This window comes from Bradyrhizobium sp. JR4.3, from assembly GCF_040547695.1.
GTDB classification, from domain to species: domain Bacteria; phylum Pseudomonadota; class Alphaproteobacteria; order Rhizobiales; family Xanthobacteraceae; genus Bradyrhizobium; species Bradyrhizobium canariense.
Genome location: NZ_JBEPQF010000022.1, coordinates 31,381 through 48,476 on the forward strand (window position 1 = coordinate 31,381; position 17,096 = coordinate 48,476).

General features: G+C 63.9%; 14 protein-coding genes. 5 read left to right on the forward strand and 9 right to left on the reverse strand.

The features are described 5' to 3' along the window. Nucleotides 1-29 precede the first annotated feature (29 nt). Both shc and ABIB91_RS28560 read left to right on the forward strand, forming a co-directional pair. Nucleotides 30-1,997 (forward strand): squalene--hopene cyclase, encoded by a 1,968-nt coding sequence (gene shc, locus ABIB91_RS28555; RefSeq protein ID WP_354169546.1) that lies wholly within the window; start codon nt 30-32, stop codon nt 1,995-1,997. Next, complete coding sequence (locus ABIB91_RS28560; RefSeq protein WP_007593620.1) at nt 1,994-2,743, forward strand: phosphorylase; 750 nt, start codon at nt 1,994-1,996, stop codon at nt 2,741-2,743. The genes shc and ABIB91_RS28560 overlap by 4 nt, the downstream gene beginning before the upstream one ends. A gap of 170 nt (nt 2,744-2,913) precedes the next feature. Here ABIB91_RS28560 and hpnH read toward each other — a convergent pair whose 3' ends face one another. Both hpnH and ispH read right to left on the reverse strand, forming a co-directional pair. Continuing rightward, nucleotides 2,914-4,074 carry an adenosyl-hopene transferase HpnH gene (hpnH, locus tag ABIB91_RS28565; RefSeq protein WP_007593619.1) on the reverse strand — a complete coding sequence of 387 codons (1,161 nt, stop codon included), beginning with the start codon at nt 4,072-4,074 and terminating at the stop codon, nt 2,914-2,916. Nucleotides 4,075-4,109: 35 nt separating this feature from the next. After that, nucleotides 4,110-5,036, reverse strand: a complete 927-nt coding sequence (gene ispH / locus ABIB91_RS28570; protein WP_354169544.1) for a 4-hydroxy-3-methylbut-2-enyl diphosphate reductase — start codon at nt 5,034-5,036, stop codon at nt 4,110-4,112. 461 nt (nt 5,037-5,497) lie between these two features. On the opposite strand from ispH, the gene hpnN reads away from it, so the two are divergent. Then, nucleotides 5,498-8,086 (forward strand): hopanoid transporter HpnN, encoded by a 2,589-nt coding sequence (hpnN, locus tag ABIB91_RS28575; RefSeq protein WP_354169541.1) that lies wholly within the window; start codon nt 5,498-5,500, stop codon nt 8,084-8,086. On the opposite strand, the gene ABIB91_RS28580 is transcribed toward hpnN, so the two are convergent. Next, entirely contained in the window at nt 8,054-8,686 is a 633-nt protein-coding gene (locus tag ABIB91_RS28580; protein WP_354169539.1) for a DUF2147 domain-containing protein, read from the reverse strand. The genes hpnN and ABIB91_RS28580 overlap by 33 nt on opposite strands. Nucleotides 8,687-8,827: 141 nt before the next feature. Here ABIB91_RS28580 and hpnO point away from each other — a divergent pair, with 141 nt between their 5' ends. Further along, the gene (gene hpnO, locus ABIB91_RS28585) at nt 8,828-10,219 is read left to right on the forward strand and encodes an aminobacteriohopanetriol synthase HpnO (RefSeq protein ID WP_026233264.1); all 1,392 of its coding nucleotides are present in this window, start codon (nt 8,828-8,830) and stop codon (nt 10,217-10,219) included. Nucleotides 10,220-10,292: 73 nt separating this feature from the next. On the opposite strand, the gene ABIB91_RS28590 is transcribed toward hpnO, so the two are convergent. From ABIB91_RS28590 to ABIB91_RS28615, 6 genes are all read right to left on the reverse strand, one after another. Continuing rightward, the gene (locus ABIB91_RS28590) at nt 10,293-10,901 is read right to left on the reverse strand and encodes a hypothetical protein (protein ID WP_354202192.1); all 609 of its coding nucleotides are present in this window, start codon (nt 10,899-10,901) and stop codon (nt 10,293-10,295) included. A 71-nt stretch (nt 10,902-10,972) separates the two neighbouring features. Further along, entirely contained in the window at nt 10,973-11,740 is a 768-nt protein-coding gene (locus tag ABIB91_RS28595; protein ID WP_354169535.1) for an anti-sigma factor family protein, read from the reverse strand. Beyond that, nucleotides 11,737-12,285: a sigma-70 family RNA polymerase sigma factor gene (locus ABIB91_RS28600; RefSeq protein ID WP_007608103.1), complete on the reverse strand. Its 549-nt coding sequence runs from the start codon at nt 12,283-12,285 to the stop codon at nt 11,737-11,739. Before ABIB91_RS28600 ends, ABIB91_RS28595 begins: the two co-directional genes overlap by 4 nt. A gap of 157 nt (nt 12,286-12,442) precedes the next feature. Further along, nucleotides 12,443-12,766: a cupredoxin domain-containing protein gene (locus tag ABIB91_RS28605; RefSeq protein ID WP_354169532.1), complete on the reverse strand. Its 324-nt coding sequence runs from the start codon at nt 12,764-12,766 to the stop codon at nt 12,443-12,445. Nucleotides 12,767-12,789: 23 nt separating this feature from the next. Beyond that, nucleotides 12,790-13,734, reverse strand: a complete 945-nt coding sequence (locus ABIB91_RS28610; protein ID WP_354169530.1) for a metallophosphoesterase family protein — start codon at nt 13,732-13,734, stop codon at nt 12,790-12,792. Between the two features lie 187 nt (nt 13,735-13,921). Continuing rightward, the gene (locus tag ABIB91_RS28615; protein WP_354169528.1) at nt 13,922-15,541 is read right to left on the reverse strand and encodes a GMC family oxidoreductase; all 1,620 of its coding nucleotides are present in this window, start codon (nt 15,539-15,541) and stop codon (nt 13,922-13,924) included. Between the two features lie 201 nt (nt 15,542-15,742). Here ABIB91_RS28615 and ABIB91_RS28620 point away from each other — a divergent pair, with 201 nt between their 5' ends. Further along, on the forward strand, nt 15,743-16,912 hold the full coding sequence (locus tag ABIB91_RS28620; protein ID WP_007593609.1) for a M20 aminoacylase family protein: 1,170 nt from the start codon (nt 15,743-15,745) through the stop codon (nt 16,910-16,912). Nucleotides 16,913-17,096: the final 184 nt, after the last annotated feature.

Sequence of the window (17,096 nt, forward strand, 5' to 3'; positions counted from 1 at the left end):
TCAATCGACTATCGGAGCAATCGAGCGAGATGGATTCCGTGAACGCGACCAGCCGCGAAGCCCAAGAATTCGGGAACTTGGAATCGAGCATTGCGTCGGCCACCGAAGGCGTCCTCGGCTTCCAGCAATCCGACGGCCATTGGGTGTTCGAGCTCGAGGCCGATTGCACGATTCCGGCCGAATACGTGCTGCTGCGCCATTATCTCGCCGAGCCGGTCGATGCCGTGCTCGAAGCCAAGATCGCCAATTATCTTCGCCGCGTTCAGGGCGTCCATGGCGGCTGGCCGCTGGTGCATGATGGCGAGTTCGAAATGAGCGCCAGCGTGAAGGCGTATTTCGCGTTGAAGATGATCGGGGATTCCATCGACGCGCCGCACATGGTGCGTGCGCGCGAGGCGATCCATTCCCGCGGCGGCGCCATTCACAGCAACGTCTTCACGCGCTTCATGCTTGCGATGTTTGGCGTCGTGACCTGGCGCGCGGTACCGGTGCTGCCGATCGAGATCGTGCTGCTGCCGTTCTGGTCGCCGTTCCACATCAACAAGATCTCCTACTGGGCACGCACCACCATGGTGCCGCTGATGGTCATCGCCGCGCTGAAGCCACGGGCGAAGAATCCCAAGGGTGTCGGCATCGACGAGCTGTTCCTGCAGGATCCGCGCTCGATTGGCATGACGGCCAAGGCGCCGCACCAGAGCATGGCCTGGTTCGTGCTGTTCCGCGCGCTCGACGGCATTTTGCGCGTGGTCGAGCCGATGTTTCCCAAGAGCCTGCGCAAGCGCGCGATCGATGCCGCGCTCGCCTTCACCGAGGAGCGGTTGAACGGCGAGGACGGCATGGGCGCGATCTATCCGCCGATGGCCAACATCGTCATGATGTACGACGCGCTCGGCAAGGATGAGACCTATCCGCCGCGCGCGATCACGCGCCGGGGTATCGACAAGCTGCTCGTGATCAAGGACGACGAGGCCTATTGCCAGCCCTGCGTCTCGCCGGTGTGGGACACGACGCTGACCGCCCACGCGCTGCTCGAAGCCGGCGGTGACAGAGCGGTGCCCGCGGCCAAGCAGGGTCTCGACTGGCTGATCCCGAAGCAGGAGCTCGAGGTGAAGGGCGACTGGGCGGTGAAGCGGCCCGAAGTGCGCCCGGGCGGCTGGGCCTTCCAGTACAACAACGCCCATTATCCCGATCTCGACGACACCGCGGTGGTGGTGATGTCGATGGACCGGATGCGCCGGGAGCACGGTGCGACCGGCTATGACGCCGCGATCGACCGTGCCCGGGAGTGGATCGAGGGCATGCAGAGCGACGACGGCGGCTGGGCCGCCTTCGACGTCAACAACCTCGAATATTATCTGAACAACATCCCGTTCTCCGACCATGGCGCGCTGCTCGACCCGCCGACCGAGGACGTCACCGCGCGCTGCATCTCGATGCTGGCCCAGCTCGGCGAGACCGCGAACACCAGCAAGCATGTCGCCGAGGGCGTCGCCTACCTCCGCAAGACCCAGCACCCGGAAGGGTCCTGGTACGGCCGCTGGGGCATGAATTTCATCTATGGAACCTGGTCGGTGCTGTGCGCCCTCAACATGGCCGGCGTCCGCCATGACGACCCCATGATCCGGAAAGCCGCCGGCTGGCTGGCCTCGATCCAGAATCAGGACGGCGGCTGGGGCGAGGATGCCGTCAGCTACCGGCTGGACTACCGAGGCTGGGAAGCCGCCCCCTCGACCGCATCGCAAACGGCATGGGCCTTGCTTGCCTTGATGGCTGCTGGCGAGGTTGATCACCCGGCCGTCGCCCGCGGGGTGGAGTACCTGATTGCAACACAGAACGAAAAAGGACTGTGGGACGAACAGCGGTACACCGCCACAGGCTTTCCCCGTGTATTCTATCTACGGTACCATGGTTACCCGAAGTTCTTCCCGCTGTGGGCGTTGGCGCGGTATCGGAACTTGCGGAACACCAACAGCAGGGTGGTAGGGGTCGGAATGTGACTTTGGGGACGGGGGACTATCTTACCGCGGGTCAAACCGTTGATCCGAGGCCGATATTGATCGTGACTGGATTGGTTCAGGAGGCCCGCATCGCGGCCGGGCCCGGAATGGCGGTGATCTGTTCGTCGAGCAGCCCGACCCAGTTGCGGGCGCTGTTGACGGTGCTGGATCCCGAGACGATTCGCGGTGTGATCTCCTTTGGCGTGGCCGGCGGGCTCGACCCGACGCTGCGCTCCGGCGACGTCGTGCTGGCGACCGAGGTGCTCGCGGGCGACACGCGCTGGGCCGCCGGCCTCTCGCTCGGCGACGACCTGATCGACCGCCTGACGTCGGGCCGCCGCCGCGTGGTGCGCGGCAGCCTCGCCGGTGCCGAGGAAGTGGTCACGAGGCGCTCCTGCAAGGCGGCGCTGCATTCGGAGACCGGAGCTGCCGCCGTCGACATGGAAAGCCACATCGCGGCCGCCTACGCCGCCGAAGCCGGCTTGCCGTTCGCCGCGGTCCGCGTCATCAGCGATCCCGCCCATCGCGCGCTGCCGGCGCTCGCCCGCGCCGCCATCAAGCCGAACGGCCAGATCGACGTGCTGGCCGTGCTGCGCGGCATCGTGCGCAATCCGACCGCGCTGCATGGACTGGTCTCGACCGGCCTCGACTTCAACCGCGCGCTGCGCAGCTTGCGCGGTTGCCGCGACTATTTGATTGGTACCGAGCTCGTGGAGAGCGAGGCGCTGGTCTCTGAGGCAGCCTGAGCGGTTTCTGCGATCACTAAAAACAAAAGGCCCGGTCGCCATTGGCGATCGGGCCTTTTCTATTTCGGTGTGCGTAGCTCGGATGGAGCGGAGCGCAATCCGACGTCTTCAAAGCGGAGGGGCCGTCCCGGATTTCGCTTGCGCTCCATCCGGGCTACAGGGCGTCGCGCTTACGCGGCGGTGGAAGCCTTCCGCGCCGCCTTCTCCTGCGCGGCGGCGGCCTCGTCCTTGCGGATCTCCGACAGGCGCTTCTGCACTTCCGCCGAGAAGATGTACTGCGCCGGTCGCTGCTTGCTCATGTCGATCTCCGGGGCCATCGGACCCGTGGTCCTGATCCCGCGCAGCGACACCCACATCGCCTTCAGCGGGTTGTTGATGGCTGCGGTCGCCGCCGTCGGCTCGTAGCCGCAATGGGCCATACAGTCGGCGCACTTCTCGTACTTGCCGGTGCCGTAGGTCTCCCAGTCGGTGGTGTCCATCAGCTCCTTGAAGGTTTTTGCGTAGCCTTCACCGAGCAAATAGCAGGGCTTCTGCCAGCCGAAGATGTTGCGCGCCGGCATGCCCCAGGGCGTGCACTCGTATTCCTGGTTGCCGGCGAGGAAGTCCAGGAACAGGCCGGAATGCATGAAATTCCACTTCTTGCCCTTGCCCATCGCAAAGACGTCGCGGAACAGCTTCTTGGTCTTGGTGCGGTTGAGGAAGTGCTCCTGGTCCGGCGCGCGCTCATAGGCGTAGCCCGGAGACATCGAGACGCCGACGCCGAGCTCGACGGTGAGATCCAAGAACTTGGCGATCTCCTCGGCCGGATGGCCGTCGAAGATGGTGGCGTTGACGTTGACGGTGAAGCCGCGGGCCTTGGCCGCCTTGATCGCGGAGACGGCGCGGTCGAACACGCCCTTCTGCGACACCGCCTTGTCGTGGTGCTCCTTCAGGCCGTCGAGGTGCACGGAGAAGAACAGGTAGGGCGAGGGCTCGAACAGATCGAGCTTCTTCTCGAGCAGCAGAGCGTTGGTGCAGAGCGAGACGAACTTCTTGCGCGCCACGAGGCCGCGCACGATCTCGCCGATCTCCTTGTGGATCAGCGGCTCGCCGCCGGGGATGGCGACCATCGGCGCGCCGCACTCGTCGGCCGCGTCCCAGCACTCCTGTGCGGTCATGCGGCGGTTGAGGATCGCATCCGGATAGTCGATCTTGCCGCAGCCGACGCAGGCGAGGTTGCAGCGGAACAGCGGCTCCAGCATCAGCACGAGCGGATAGCGCTTGCGGCCAAGCAGCTTCTGCTTGATCAAATAGCCGCCGATACGCATTTCCTTGAAGAAGGGGATAGCCATTACAAGTTTCTTTCTGGGCTTGAAATTCGGGTGGGTCAGCTCGCAGCCAGTTGGGCCGGAAGCCGGAATTCGATGTTTTCCTCGCGGCCCGGAAGCACCGAGACCTTGACCGGTCTGATCCGCCGCATCGCTTCGATCACGTCATCCACGAGTACCTCGGGCGCCGAAGCGCCGGCCGTGACACCGACGGTTCTGGCATCTTTCAACCACTCCGGATTGAGCGCGCTGCCGTCGGCAATCAGATAACTCGCGACACCGGCCTCAGTGCCGATTTCGCGGAGCCGGTTCGAATTCGAGCTATTGGCAGCGCCCACCACCAAGATCACGTCGACCAGCTTGCTCAAGTCCCTTACCGCAGATTGGCGGTTCTGTGTCGCATAGCAGATATCCCGGATATCCGGGCCTTGAATATCTGTAAAGCGGGCCTGCAGGGCTGAAATGATGTCCTTTGTGTCATCCACAGACAGGGTGGTCTGGGTGATGTAGGCCACTGGCGTATCCGCCGGCAGCTCAAGGGCCTTAACCTCTTCAACGCTTTGGACCAGCAGTACGGGGGCGGGAACCTGGCCCATCGTACCTTCGACCTCGGGGTGGCCGGCATGGCCGATCAGGATCAGGGTGCGGCCCCTGGCGATGTAGCGCTTCCCCTGATTGTGAACTTTCGTGACCAGGGGGCAGGTGGCATTGAGCACCGGAAGGTCGCGCGCGGCCGCTTCTTCCTCGACGCTGCGGGCGACGCCATGAGCGCTGAAGACCGTCACAGCCTTCGGCGGCACCTCCGACAGTTCCTCGACGAAGATCGCGCCTTTGTGTTTCAGGCTCTCGACGACATACTTGTTGTGCACGATCTCATGGCGCACGTAGACGGGCGGGCCGTACTTCTCCAGCGCCCGCTCCACGATCTCGATCGCACGTACCACCCCCGCGCAAAAGCCGCGCGGTTGCGCCAGATAAACTTCCATTGGACGCCCATCACGCAAGTTGCACCAATCCGCTCTCAAGTTCAGGGGACACCCCGATACGAACCAATGAGTTGCAATATCCGCACCACCGGTTTCGCTCACGCGGTAGCCGCCCACCCCTGTCGGGGCCCCGTGCATGGAGGCGCAATACTTTGTGTCAAAAAATCGGCAGCAAGGAAAGGTGGAATGGACTTTGGTTCCTCTGGGATCACTTTTACGGTATTATAGTAGAGGGATGTTTGGTCAGAAAAGCGGTGACATCGGTGTTTGCGCCTTCGTCACTTTCCCGCCTCAACTCCCCGGCTATACCGACCGCCCCGCATGATTTCGCCATGGTCCTCCGCCGTTTACCTCGAACCTTCTGACGGCGATAACCACTCAAAACAGCAATAGGTTTCGGCCGGGAACTCCGTTAAACAGCGGGCGTTTCCGGCAAGCTGTTAACCGCAGAAAGAAAAGTAGTGCTGCAAAGCGTCGTCGTTGCCATCGTCAGGGCCTGCACCCGGTTTGCCTCCCTCGTCGTCATTCTCGGGCTCCTGCTGGCGGTGGGGGCGGGCTATTACACGTCCCGGCATTTCGCCATCAACACCGATATCAATTCGCTGATTGCCCAAAATCTGGACTGGCGCCAACGCGACCAGCAGTTCGATCGCGCCTTCGACCGCGATGCGACGATTACGGCGGTGGTCGAAGCCAAAACGCCGGAGATGGCGACCGCGGCCTCGGACGCGCTCTATGCCAAGCTGAAGGACAACAAGACAGACTTCCAGTCGGTGCAGCAGCTCGGCACCGGCGAGTTCTTCGAGAAGAATGGCCTGTTGTTCCTGCCGACAGAGGAAGTCGCAAAGGTCACCAGCCAGTTCGAATCCGCCGCGCCTCTGATCGAGATCATGGCAGGCGATCCCTCGATCCGCGGCCTGACCGGGGCGCTGGAAACGGGACTTGCCGGCGTCAAGCGCGGGCAGGTCAAGCTCGACAACACCGAGCGGCCCTTCAACCAGATCGCGCAAACGGTCGAGACCGTGCTCAACAAGGGCAATGCGACCTTCTCCTGGCGTGAGCTCGTCAGTGACGAGCCGCTGACGGATTCGGACAAGCGCGCCTTCATCGAGTTCAAACCGATCCTCGACTACAACGCGCTGGAGCCCGGTAAGGGCGCAACCGACGCGATCCGCAAGGCCGCAGCCGATCTGGACTTTGCCACCAAATACCAGGCGCGGGTCCGGCTGACCGGGCCGGTCCCGATCGCCAACGAGGAATACGCAACCGTCCAGGAAGGCGCCGTCGTCAACGGCATCGGCACGGTTCTCGTCGTGCTGCTCATCCTGTGGCTGGCGCTGCATTCGGCGAAGATCATCTTCGCCGTGTTCGTCAATCTCTTCGTCGGTCTTGCGCTGACAACCGCCGCCGGCCTGATGATGGTGGGTTCGCTCAATTTGCTGTCGATCGCGTTCGCCGTGCTGTTCGTCGGTCTCGGCGTCGATTTCGGCATTCAGTACAGCGTCCGCTATCGCTCCGAGCGCTACAAGCACAACGACCTTTCGGGCGCGCTGATCCTGGCTGCCAAGCGCTCGGCAATTCCGTTGTCGCTGGCGGCAATGGCGACCGCGGCCGGCTTCCTCTGCTTCATCCCCACCGACTACAAGGGTATTGCCGAACTCGGGCAGATCGCCGGCGTCGGCATGCTGGTCGCGTTCGTCACCAGCATCACCGTGCTGCCGGCGATGCTGAAGCTGTTGAACCCGCCCGGCGAGAAGGAGCCGGTCGGCTACGCCTTCCTGGCGCCGCTCGATCACTTCCTGGAGAAGCACCGGGTGCTGGTCGTCGGCGGTACGATGTTTCTGGCGGTCGCCGGCCTGCCGCTGCTCTATTACATGAAGTTCGACTTCAACCCGATGAACCTGCGCAACCCGAAGGCGGAGTCGATCGCGACCTTCCTCGATTTGCGCAAGGATCCCAACACCGGCGCCAATGCCATCAACGTGATGACCACGTCGGAAGAGCAGGCGAGGCAGGTGGAGGCGAAGCTGGAGAAGGTGCCGGAGGTGTTGCGCGTGATGTCGCTCAACAGCTTCGTTCCCGAAGACCAGGCGCCGAAGCTGAAGCTGATCGCGCAGGGCGCCAAGGTGCTGAACCCCGCGCTCAATCCCGACCAGATCGACGCCGCGCCGACGGACAAGGAAAACGCCGATGCGCTGAAATCCTCGGTCGACAATCTGCGCCGGACCGCAGGCGATGCGAAGGGCCCGGGTGCGGTCGCCTCGCGTCGGCTCGCTGACGCGCTGGAAAAGCTCGCCAATGGCGATGAAGCCACGCGGAACAAGGCGCAGGACGTGTTCGTCGCGCCGATGAAGATCGTGTTCGACCAGCTCCGGAACGCGATGCAAGCCGAGCCGGTTACCCTGAAGTCATTGCCGGCAGATCTCGTCAGCGCCTGGAAGAGCAAGGACGGCATCATCCGGGTCGAGGCGCTGCCGAAGGGCGATCCCAACGACAACGACACGCTGCGCAAATTTGCGGCGGCGGTGCTCGTTGCCGAGCCGACCGCGATCGGCGGTCCGGTCTCGATCCTGAAATCCGGCGACACCGTGGTGAAGGCGTTCATCCATGCGGGAATCTACGCGCTGCTGGTGATCGGCCTGCTGCTGTGGATCACGCTGCGCCGGTTCGTCGACGTGTTGATGACGCTGGTGCCGCTGCTGGTGGCCGGCGCGGTGACGCTCGAGATCTGCGTGCTGATCGGCTTGCCGCTCAACTTCGCCAATATCGTCGCGTTTCCGCTGCTGCTCGGCGTCGGCGTGGCCTTCAAGATCTACTATGTCGTGGCCTGGCGCTCGGGCAGGACAAACCTGCTCCAGACCAGCCTGACGCGCGCGATCTTTTTCAGCGCGCTGACAACGGCGACCGCGTTCGGCAGCCTCTGGCTGTCGAGCCATCCCGGCACGTCCAGCATGGGCAAGCTGCTCGCGCTGTCGCTGGTGACGACGCTCGCCGCCGTGCTGCTGTTTCAGCCCGCCCTAATGGGCAAACCCCGCAATCTCAGGGAGTAGGCAGATGTCGCCGACCTGGTCGGCGGCGCCCTTCTGACCGGGTTTGGCACTGCCGGCGGCCTTCGGGGCTGCGGGCGCGGGCTGCGCCGCCGTAGCGCCCGTCGTTCCCGGGGCTTTCGGCGCCGCGCCGGCGGGCTTCGGCGCGCCCTTGGCCATGGCGTTGGCGGAGCTCAAGGGAATCGGGGGGCTGACCCGGGTCCAGGTCTCGCCACCGCACAGGAACCCCATCACGCAGCCCTTGATCTCGAGCTGGTCGGTGCCAACCGGCGTGATGGTCGCGCTGTAGAGCTGGCCGTCCTTGGCGTTGTAGACCTGACCTTCCCACTGCTCGGCGCCGGGCTTTTTCTTCATGTCGATCAGGGTCGCCATGCCCAGCGTGGGCCGGGTCTTTTTCGACGCGTCCGGATTGTTCTCGTCGCGGCCGCCGGGCTGTTTTTCCCAGGAAACCGCGCCCCACATGCTGCCATTGCATTGGGCGACACGAATGTTGGCAACGCCGTCGGCAACCCGCCAGTCGCCGGTCGGATCGGCGGCGAGCGCCGGGGCCAGGCAGGTGTAACCGCCAGCCAGTATTAGTCCGGTGTAAACGGCTAAACGCATGATAGTTCCTTGGCAGTGCAACATGGTCTAAAGCTCTGCTTGCGAAGATGGTCCGAAAAAGGGCAAAAGGCCGCACAGACCGTTTTCAGCGACGTTCCGTTTTCAGTTGACGAGACGGCCCTCAACCGAAGTATGTAGCGGATGCACAGCCCAAATCCAGACATGTCTCAGCTGTTCGCGGACCGCCAGGCCCAGCGCAGCGCCCTGCATAATCGGCATCTGAACGAGCAGTTCGTTCGGGTTCTGAAGACCATCGGCTACGATGTCGGCTTCCAGAAGGGGCAGGGGCAGTACCTCTACGACCGCGACGGGGCGCGCTATCTCGACCTCTTGTCCGGTTTTGGCGTGTTTGCGATCGGGCGCAATCATCCTGTCATGCGTGAGGCGCTCAAGAGCGTGCTCGATGCCGACCTGCCGAACCTCGTCCAATTCGACGTCTCGGTGCTTGCCGGCGTGCTCGCTGAGCGGCTTTTGAAGTACGTCCCCTATCTCGACAAGGCGTTCTTCGCCAATTCCGGCGCCGAATGCGTCGAAGCCGCGATCAAGTTCGCCCGCGGCGCCACCGGCCGTCCGGGGATCGTCTATTGTGCCCACGGCTATCACGGCCTGACCTATGGCGCGCTGTCGCTGACCGGTGATTCGAACTTCCGCACCGGCTTCGAGCCGTTGCTGCCGGGCTGCACCTCGATCCCGTTCAACGATCTCGCCGCTCTTGAAAAGGCGCTGGCCTCGCGCGAGGTGGCGGCCTTCGTCGTCGAGCCGATCCAGGGCAAGGGCGTCAACATGCCCACCGACGAGTTCCTGCCGGGTGCGGCTGCGCTCTGCAAGAAATACGGGACGCTGTTCGTCGCCGACGAGATCCAGACCGGCATGGGCCGCACCGGCCGCTTCCTCGCGGTCGAGCACTGGAACGTCGAGCCCGACATGGTGCTGCTCTCGAAGTCGCTGTCCGGCGGCCACGTGCCGGTCGGCGCGGTGCTGACGCGCAAGAGCATCTTCGACAAGATCTTCAACCAGATGGACCGTGCAGTCGTGCACGGCTCAACTTTCTCCAAGAACGACCTGGCGATGGCTGCGGGCATCGCCACGCTTGACATCATGGAGTCCGAGAAGCTGATCGAGTCCGCCGCCAAGCGCGGTGCCGAGCTGCGCCTCGCGCTCACGCGCATGGTGCCCGGCTACGAGCTGTTGAAGGAAGTCCGCGGCAAGGGCCTGATGATCGGCGTCGAGTTCGGCCCGCCCAAATCGCTGCGGCTGCGGGCGTCCTGGAACGTGCTGGAGGCGGCCAATAAGGGCCTGTTCTGCCAGCTCATCACCGTGCCGCTGTTCAAGGACCACAAGATCCTCACGCAGGTCGCCGGCCATGGCAGCCACACCATCAAGCTTCTGCCGCCGCTCACCATCACCGAGGAAGATTGCGGCTGGATCGAGCGCGCTTTCGACGACGTCATCGCCGGCAGCCACAAGGTCCCCGGCGCGATCTGGTCGCTCGGCAAGACGCTGGTCGACAACGCGGTGCGGCGGTCGGCGTAAGGCCGAGGCGCTCAGGCGGCTTCAATCTTGTTCGCCACTTCGATGTGATCGAGGGCCGCGGGAGGTGCCCGCCTCAATGGGCAAACACCGTATTGAAGAGCGCCAGGACGTTGCCGTCCTTCTCGACCGCAAGAATGGCGCGGCGTTGCGTCGCGTAGACGATCGGGATGTCCATCCAGGCTCTACTTCGGATCAGAAGCGAATTGTTTGCCGCGTCCTGCGGCACAGCGGACAGGCCGATCAGGAAATGCGTGTCGTCGACCTTCACCGACAGCGCGGCAATGGGCGCTCCCTTGGCCTGCTCGTTGGCCTTCATCAGGAGGCCCATGACCTGTTTGATCCTGCCGGCGGCGAAGTCCGGGGCGAAATCGATCTGCACCGTGTGGGTGGCTGGCAGTGCGGGGTCGAAATTGCGCCGGATGGAGAGCGTCATCTGCAGGTTCCGCGAAGGCACCTCGACATTCCCGCGTATCGTAACATCGCCTGATGGTGCGGAGGCATCGGTCGTCGGTTCTATCCGCCAAGTGATCTTTCCTTCTGCGCGATCACCCTTCGGGTTGCTCACGTCTTCCTCGTAGAGGACGGCCCGCATCGTGGTGGCGAGTCCGTCGCGGGCTGCTGCCGGCCCGTAAGCGGCGATCGTCCAGGCAAGCGTTGCGGCAAGAACGAGAGGGCGCATCATGGTGCTTGAATTAGCAGCGCTCTCCCGAGCTCGCAATCAAAAGTTGTGAGTCTGACTTGCGGGATGCGCCGCTATCCCTCCGCATTCGCCTTCATCGCCGCCTCGAACTTGTCGACGAACTCGGCGAGCTCGTCTGCGCCGAGATCGCTGACGGCCCAGAAGTTCAGGCCGCGATTGCCCCAGCGCCGGCAGTTGAAGCCCTGCATGGTTTCGGTCTTGGGCGCCCGGTATTCCGCGTTCGATGTCTGCGACACGAACAGATTGACCACGTGCTGCCGGCGCTTGTAGACGACCGCGCCGATGGCACGGGCGTCGATATAGTCGAGCCTGCCGCCGACCAGCGTAAAACCTTGCGCGGTGAGGTCGATCACGGGCGGGGCGACGTCGAGCTTGCCGTTGAACCACGGCTTGACCGTGTGCTGGTCGGTGGAGACCACGTCAATGAGGTGGCCGGCCTGGAGCGAGCGCAGATGCGCGGAGACGACCTCCGACAGGATGCGCTGCTGGTCGTCCTGGCGCAGCACCAATGCGACGACGCCGGAGGCGGCGAGCGCGGAGACTGCCGAGCCCATCGCAAAGCCGCGCAGCACGGAGCGGCGGCTCGGCTGTTGACGCTGCGGCTGCGGCAGCGAAGCCTCGATACGCGCACGCAGGCTCGCCGGTGCGGTGTAGCGCAAATCGGCATCCGCAAGCACGCGCTGCATGTCGCGTTGGGCCGAAAACTCCGCAGCGCAGGCCGGGCAGCTGGCGATATGGGCTTCGACCTCGCGCGCGTGGCCGGCATCGAGCTCATTGTCGAGCAGCGCGTGAAGCAGGATTCTTGCTTCGTCGCAGGTCATCTTGCTTGCTCCTCATCCGCCGTCCAGGCCGCGCGCAGCATGGCGCGGGCGCGGGCGAGGCGGGACATCACGGTGCCGACGGGTGCACCGACGGCCTCTGCGATTTCACGATAAGACAGGTTGTTGATCTCCCGCAGCACGAATGTTTCCTTGAACGGTTCGGCGAGCGCGTCGATCAGCTTGCGGATCGCGCCCGCATCGCGGCTGCGCAGCACTTCGGTTTCCGGGCTTGCCTCGGTCTCTTGCCAGATCGGCGTCTGCTCGGCAGCGCCGGGGGTATCCTCGATCGCGCTGTGCCTGTGTGCGCGGCGTGCATATTCGGCATTGCAGACGTTACGCAGGATCGCGAACAGCCAGGGCTTCATCGCCGGCCCGCGATAGCTATCGAAATGCTTCAGAGCGCGCAGATAGCACTCCTGCACCGCGTCCTCGGCATCGGAGGCGTCACGCAAGAGATAGCGCGCGAGCGTGTAGACGTCGTCGAGATAGGGCAGCGCCGCCTCGCGGAAGCGTTGCGCCTTCTGCAAATCGTCGTTAGCGGGCATCGCTCCTCGCTTTGCCTCTTGTTCTGCGCGTTGAGTCGTGTCGTCGCTGTTCGTCTCGTCCCTGCTCGTTTTGTCTCTGTGTGTGACCGAAGGCACACGAGCCCGGCCGGCGTGGGACCACCGGCCGGGCAAGACGTTGATGCCTTGGTTCGAGATGTTACTCAACCTTGATCATCCCCGTCATGTGCGGGTGCAGAGAACAAAAATATTTGTAGTCGCCCGCATTGGTGAAGGTGAACGAGAACTTGTCGTCAGTGTCCAGGGTCTTGGACCTGAATTTGCCGGCCGACACCACGGTGTGCGGGATGTCGTCCCGGTTGGTCCAGGTCACGGTGGTGCCGACCTTGATCTTGAGCTCGGCCGGCTGGAAGACGAAATTGTCGATATGCACCTCCGTGTCGTCGGCACGGGCGGTTGTGGCGGGCAACAGCATGGCCGCGGCCAAAGCGACACCGAAGTCGCGGCGATTGAGTGTCTTCATTGTCAGCTTCCGTTAGCCCTGCATCAACCCTGGAGCGGCGTGTCGATGATCGCGAGCCGCTGCTCGTTCTGCTTGAAGTTGATGCTGGCAACGCCGAGCATCGCGCGGAGCTTTGTGTCCTCGACCTTCATCGGTCCGGGCGAGGGGGCAGCCCCGGGTGCCGGCTGCGGGAAGGCGGTGGAGCGGGCGGTGTGGAAGGTGACGTTGCCCTCCACCTTCTGCATCACCTGGTGAATATGCCCGTTCAGCACGGTGACCGAACCGAAGCCTTTCACGTGTTCCAGCGCGCGGGCGCCGTCCTCGGTGCCCCAGCCCCATTCGGGGTAGACCGTCCAGAGCGGGATGTGGGCGAACAGCACGATCGGCGTCGATTTCGACTTGCCGCGCAGATCGTCCTCGAGCCAGGCGAGCTGCTCGGCGCCGAGATTGCCGAGGCCTCCGGCCTTGAGGTCGACGACATTGACGAGGCCGATGAAGTGCACGCCGCCAGCGTCGAACGAATACCAGCCTGCGCCCTTTGTGCCGCGGCCGTAGCGCTCGCGATAGAATTTCACCTCCTCGTCGAGGAAGTCATGCTCGCCGGGCACGTAATGCACGTCGAGCTTGCTCTGCGAGATGATGCGATCGGCATTGTCGAATTCGGCGGCCTTCGACAGATGCGTGATGTCGCCAGTGTGGATCATGAACGACGGCTTGACCGGCATCGCGTTGATCTTGTTGATGGCTTCCTCGAGCGTGCCGAGCGCGTTGGGATTGGCCGGCTTGTCGAAGCCGACATGGCTGTCGCTGATCTGGAGGAAGGTCATTCCGGGCGCGGCCGCGGTCGCAGCTTGCGCGGAATCGATGATGCCGAGCGAGCGCGGCACGCCACCGGTGATGGTCCAAAGCACCCCGGTGCCGGCCCAGGTCATGCATTCAAGCACCTTGCGGCGGCTTAAGCCGTCCTCGCCGTGATCGTGTCCGCTCATCGCGCAGCTCCACTTCGCCCGGAATTGGGCTTCGGGGAGGTGATTGGGGGAGCGGGGGTCTTATTCCCGGACGCGATGACGTTTTCGTGAGGTGGTGGGACGCGTAGCCCGTATGGAGCGCAGCGGAATACGGGTCCAGACTTACGATACTCCCCGGATTTCGCTACGCCCCATCGGGGCTACGCATTCACTTCGCATCCTCCAAAATCATCGTCGCGCCTTTTTCGGCGATCATCGCGGTCGGCGTGTTGGTGTTGCCCGACGTGATGGTCGGCATGATCGAGGCATCGACAATGCGAAGGCCGCCGAGACCGTAGAAGCGCAGGCGTTCGTCGACCACCGCCATCGGATCGCTCACCGCGCCCATCTTCGCGGTGCCGACGGGATGGAAGATGGTGGTGCCGATGTCGCCGGCGGCCTTGGCGAGCGAGGCATCGTCGTCGCCGACGGCGGGGCCGGGCAGATATTCGCTCGGGCGATATTTTGCCAGCGCCTTCTGCTGCATCAGGCGGCGGGTGGTGCGGATGGCATCGGCGCCGACCTGGCGGTCGTCATCCGTTGAAAGATAATTCGGCGCGATGATGGGCTTCTCGTCCGGCGCCGCCGAACGCAGACGTAAGGTGCCGCGCGATGTCGGCTGGAGATTGCAGGCGCTCACCGTGATCGCGGGGAAGCGGTGCAGAGGATCGCCGAACTTGTCGAGCGACAGCGGCTGGACGTGGAACTGGATGTTGGCGCGTGCGCGCGTCGCATCGGAGCGGGTGAAGATGCCGAGCTGCGACGGCGCCATGGTCAACGGCCCGCGGCGACGGAACGCGTAATCGAGCCCCATCAGGCCGCGGCGGAGCAGATTGTAATAAGTCTCGTTCAGTGTGCGCACGCCCTCGACCTTGTAGATCGCGCGCTGCTGGAGATGATCCTGTAAATTACGGCCGACGCCGGGCTTGTCCATCACGATATCGATGCCGAGCGGCGACAGCCAGTCGGCCGGCCCGAGGCCGGAGCGATGCAGCACCTGCACTGAGCCGATCGCGCCTGCCGAGAGGATCACCTCGCGCCTCGCACGCGCCTCGACGATCTCGCCATTCTGGATGAAGCGCACGCCGACGGCGCGGCCCTGTTCGACGATCAGCCGATCAACCAGCACATGCTTTTCGAGCCGCAGATTGGGCCGGTTCAGGACCGGCTTGAGGAAGCCGCGCGCCGACGACCAGCGCCGGCCGCGCTTCTGATTGACGTGGAAATAGCTGGTGCCTTCGTTGTCGCCGGTATTGAAATCCGGGATGCGCTTGATGCCCATCTCCTCGGCCGCGTCGCCCACGGCATCGAGGATGTCCCAGGACAGCCGCGGCGCCTCGATGCGCCAGCCGCCGCCGGCGCCGTGGTGCTCGCTCGCGCCGAGGAAGTGATCCTCGAGCCGTTTGAACAGCGGCAGCACGTCGTCATAACCCCAGCCGGTCATGCCGAGCTGGCGCCAGTGATCGTAATCGGCGGCCTGCCCGCGCATCGAGATCATGGCGTTGATCGCCGAAGAGCCGCCGATCACCTTGCCACGAGGATAGGCGAGCGAGCGGCCGTTCAGGCCGGGCTCGGCCTCGGTCCTGAACATCCAGTCCGAGCGCGGATTGCCGATGGCGAAGAGATAGCCGACGGGAATGTGGAACCAGATCCAGTTGTCGTCGCCGCCGGCTTCGAGGACGAGGACGCGATTGCTGGAAACGGCCGACAGCCGGTTGGCGACGATGCAGCCCGCCGTGCCGGCCCCAACGACAATGTAGTCAAACTCACCTTCGAGCCGCCTTGGCATTCTTCTTCCACCCAACAGGAATCGTGCCCTGGCTTGTCCCAGGCATCCACGAGCTTTCCGTTCTAATAGTCAGACGTGGATGGCCGGGACAAGTCCGGCCATGCCTGTGAGTCAGGGCTACACCCCGATCCGCGCCAGTTGGGTGGACTGGTGCTTGCATGGTAGACAGGCCTGCATTTTCAACAAAGCTTGAGACCCTCCATGCCCATCGTGAACCGCGTCGCCGACCTTCAACCCGATATTCAGGCCTGGCGCCGGGACATCCACCAGCATCCGGAGCTGCTCTATGACGTCCACCGCACTGCAGCATTCGTCGCGGACCGCCTGCGCGAGTTCGGCTGCGATGAGGTCGTGACGGGCATCGGCCAGACCGGCGTGGTCGGCGTGATCAAGGGCAGCAAGCCGGCCGGCGAGGGCCTCAAGGCCATCGGCCTACGCGCCGATATGGATGCGCTCCCGGTCGAGGAGCAGACCAACCTGCCTTATGCTTCGAAGACTCCCGGCAAGATGCACGCCTGCGGCCATGACGGCCACACCGCGATGCTGCTCGGTGCTGCGCGTTATCTCGCCGAGACCCGCAACTTCGCCGGCGATGCGGTGGTGATCTTCCAGCCGGCCGAGGAGGGCGGCGCGGGTGGAGCGGCCATGGTCAAGGACGGCCTGATGGAGCGCTTCGGCATCGAGCAAGTCTATGGCATGCACAACGGTCCGGGCATTCCGGTGGGCTCGTTCGCGATCCGGCCGGGTCCGATCATGGCGGCGACCGACGAGGTCGATATCATGATCGAGGGTCTCGGCGGCCACGCCGCGCGGCCGCACAAATGTGTCGATTCCGTTCTGGTCGGCGCGCAAGTCATCACGGCGCTGCAGTCGATCGTCGCGCGCAGCGTCGATCCGCTGGAATCGGCCGTGATCTCGATCTGCGAGTTCCACGCGGGCAATGCCCGCAACGTGATTCCACAAACCGCGACACTGAGGGGCACCATCCGCACGCTGTCGCCGGAGGTGCGCAAGCTGGTCGAGAAGCGCGTACGCGAGGTCGTCGCGGGCGTGGCGCAGATCACCGGCGCCAAGATCGACCTGCGCTACCAGCGCAATTATCCGGTAGTGGTCAATCACGCCGCGGAGACCGAGGTGGCGAAGCGCATTGCCAAGCAAGTTGCGGGCGAAGCCAATGTGCTCGAGATGCCGCCGCTGATGGGCGGCGAGGATTTCGCCTATATGCTGGAAGCGCGCCCCGGCGCCTTCATCTTCTGCGGCAACGGCGACAGCGCCGGCCTGCATCACCCCGCCTACAATTTCGACGACGAGGCGATCGTCTTCGGCACGTCGTACTGGGTCAAGCTGGTGGAGGGCCAACTCGCGGCGTGAGGTCATTCCCGTCCATCCCTTCGTTGCCCGGGCTTGCCCCGGGCATTTTTCTTGATCCGTCACATCCATTTCAATTTTGACACTGTCAAGATTTGGCTTGACGATGCCCCTGTCCGACCCTTAGATATCTTTACGTTGTAAAGATCTCCTTCTGGTGGGCCTGTCGAAATTGCCAGCGCTCTTG

Coding starts and splice junctions, on each gene's coding strand:
- shc (WP_354169546.1), top strand. CDS start 30: ATGGATTCCGTGAACGCGACCAGCCGCGAAGCCCAAGAATTCGGGAAC.
- hpnH (WP_007593619.1), bottom strand. CDS start 4,074: ATGGCTATCCCCTTCTTCAAGGAAATGCGTATCGGCGGCTATTTGATC.
- ispH (WP_354169544.1), bottom strand. CDS start 5,036: ATGGAAGTTTATCTGGCGCAACCGCGCGGCTTTTGCGCGGGGGTGGTA.
- ABIB91_RS28580 (WP_354169539.1), bottom strand. CDS start 8,686: ATGCGTTTAGCCGTTTACACCGGACTAATACTGGCTGGCGGTTACACC.
- hpnO (WP_026233264.1), top strand. CDS start 8,828: ATGCACAGCCCAAATCCAGACATGTCTCAGCTGTTCGCGGACCGCCAG.
- ABIB91_RS28590 (WP_354202192.1), bottom strand. CDS start 10,901: ATGATGCGCCCTCTCGTTCTTGCCGCAACGCTTGCCTGGACGATCGCC.
- ABIB91_RS28595 (WP_354169535.1), bottom strand. CDS start 11,740: ATGACCTGCGACGAAGCAAGAATCCTGCTTCACGCGCTGCTCGACAAT.
- ABIB91_RS28600 (WP_007608103.1), bottom strand. CDS start 12,285: ATGCCCGCTAACGACGATTTGCAGAAGGCGCAACGCTTCCGCGAGGCG.
- ABIB91_RS28605 (WP_354169532.1), bottom strand. CDS start 12,766: ATGAAGACACTCAATCGCCGCGACTTCGGTGTCGCTTTGGCCGCGGCC.
- ABIB91_RS28610 (WP_354169530.1), bottom strand. CDS start 13,734: ATGAGCGGACACGATCACGGCGAGGACGGCTTAAGCCGCCGCAAGGTG.
- ABIB91_RS28615 (WP_354169528.1), bottom strand. CDS start 15,541: ATGCCAAGGCGGCTCGAAGGTGAGTTTGACTACATTGTCGTTGGGGCC.
- ABIB91_RS28620 (WP_007593609.1), top strand. CDS start 15,743: ATGCCCATCGTGAACCGCGTCGCCGACCTTCAACCCGATATTCAGGCC.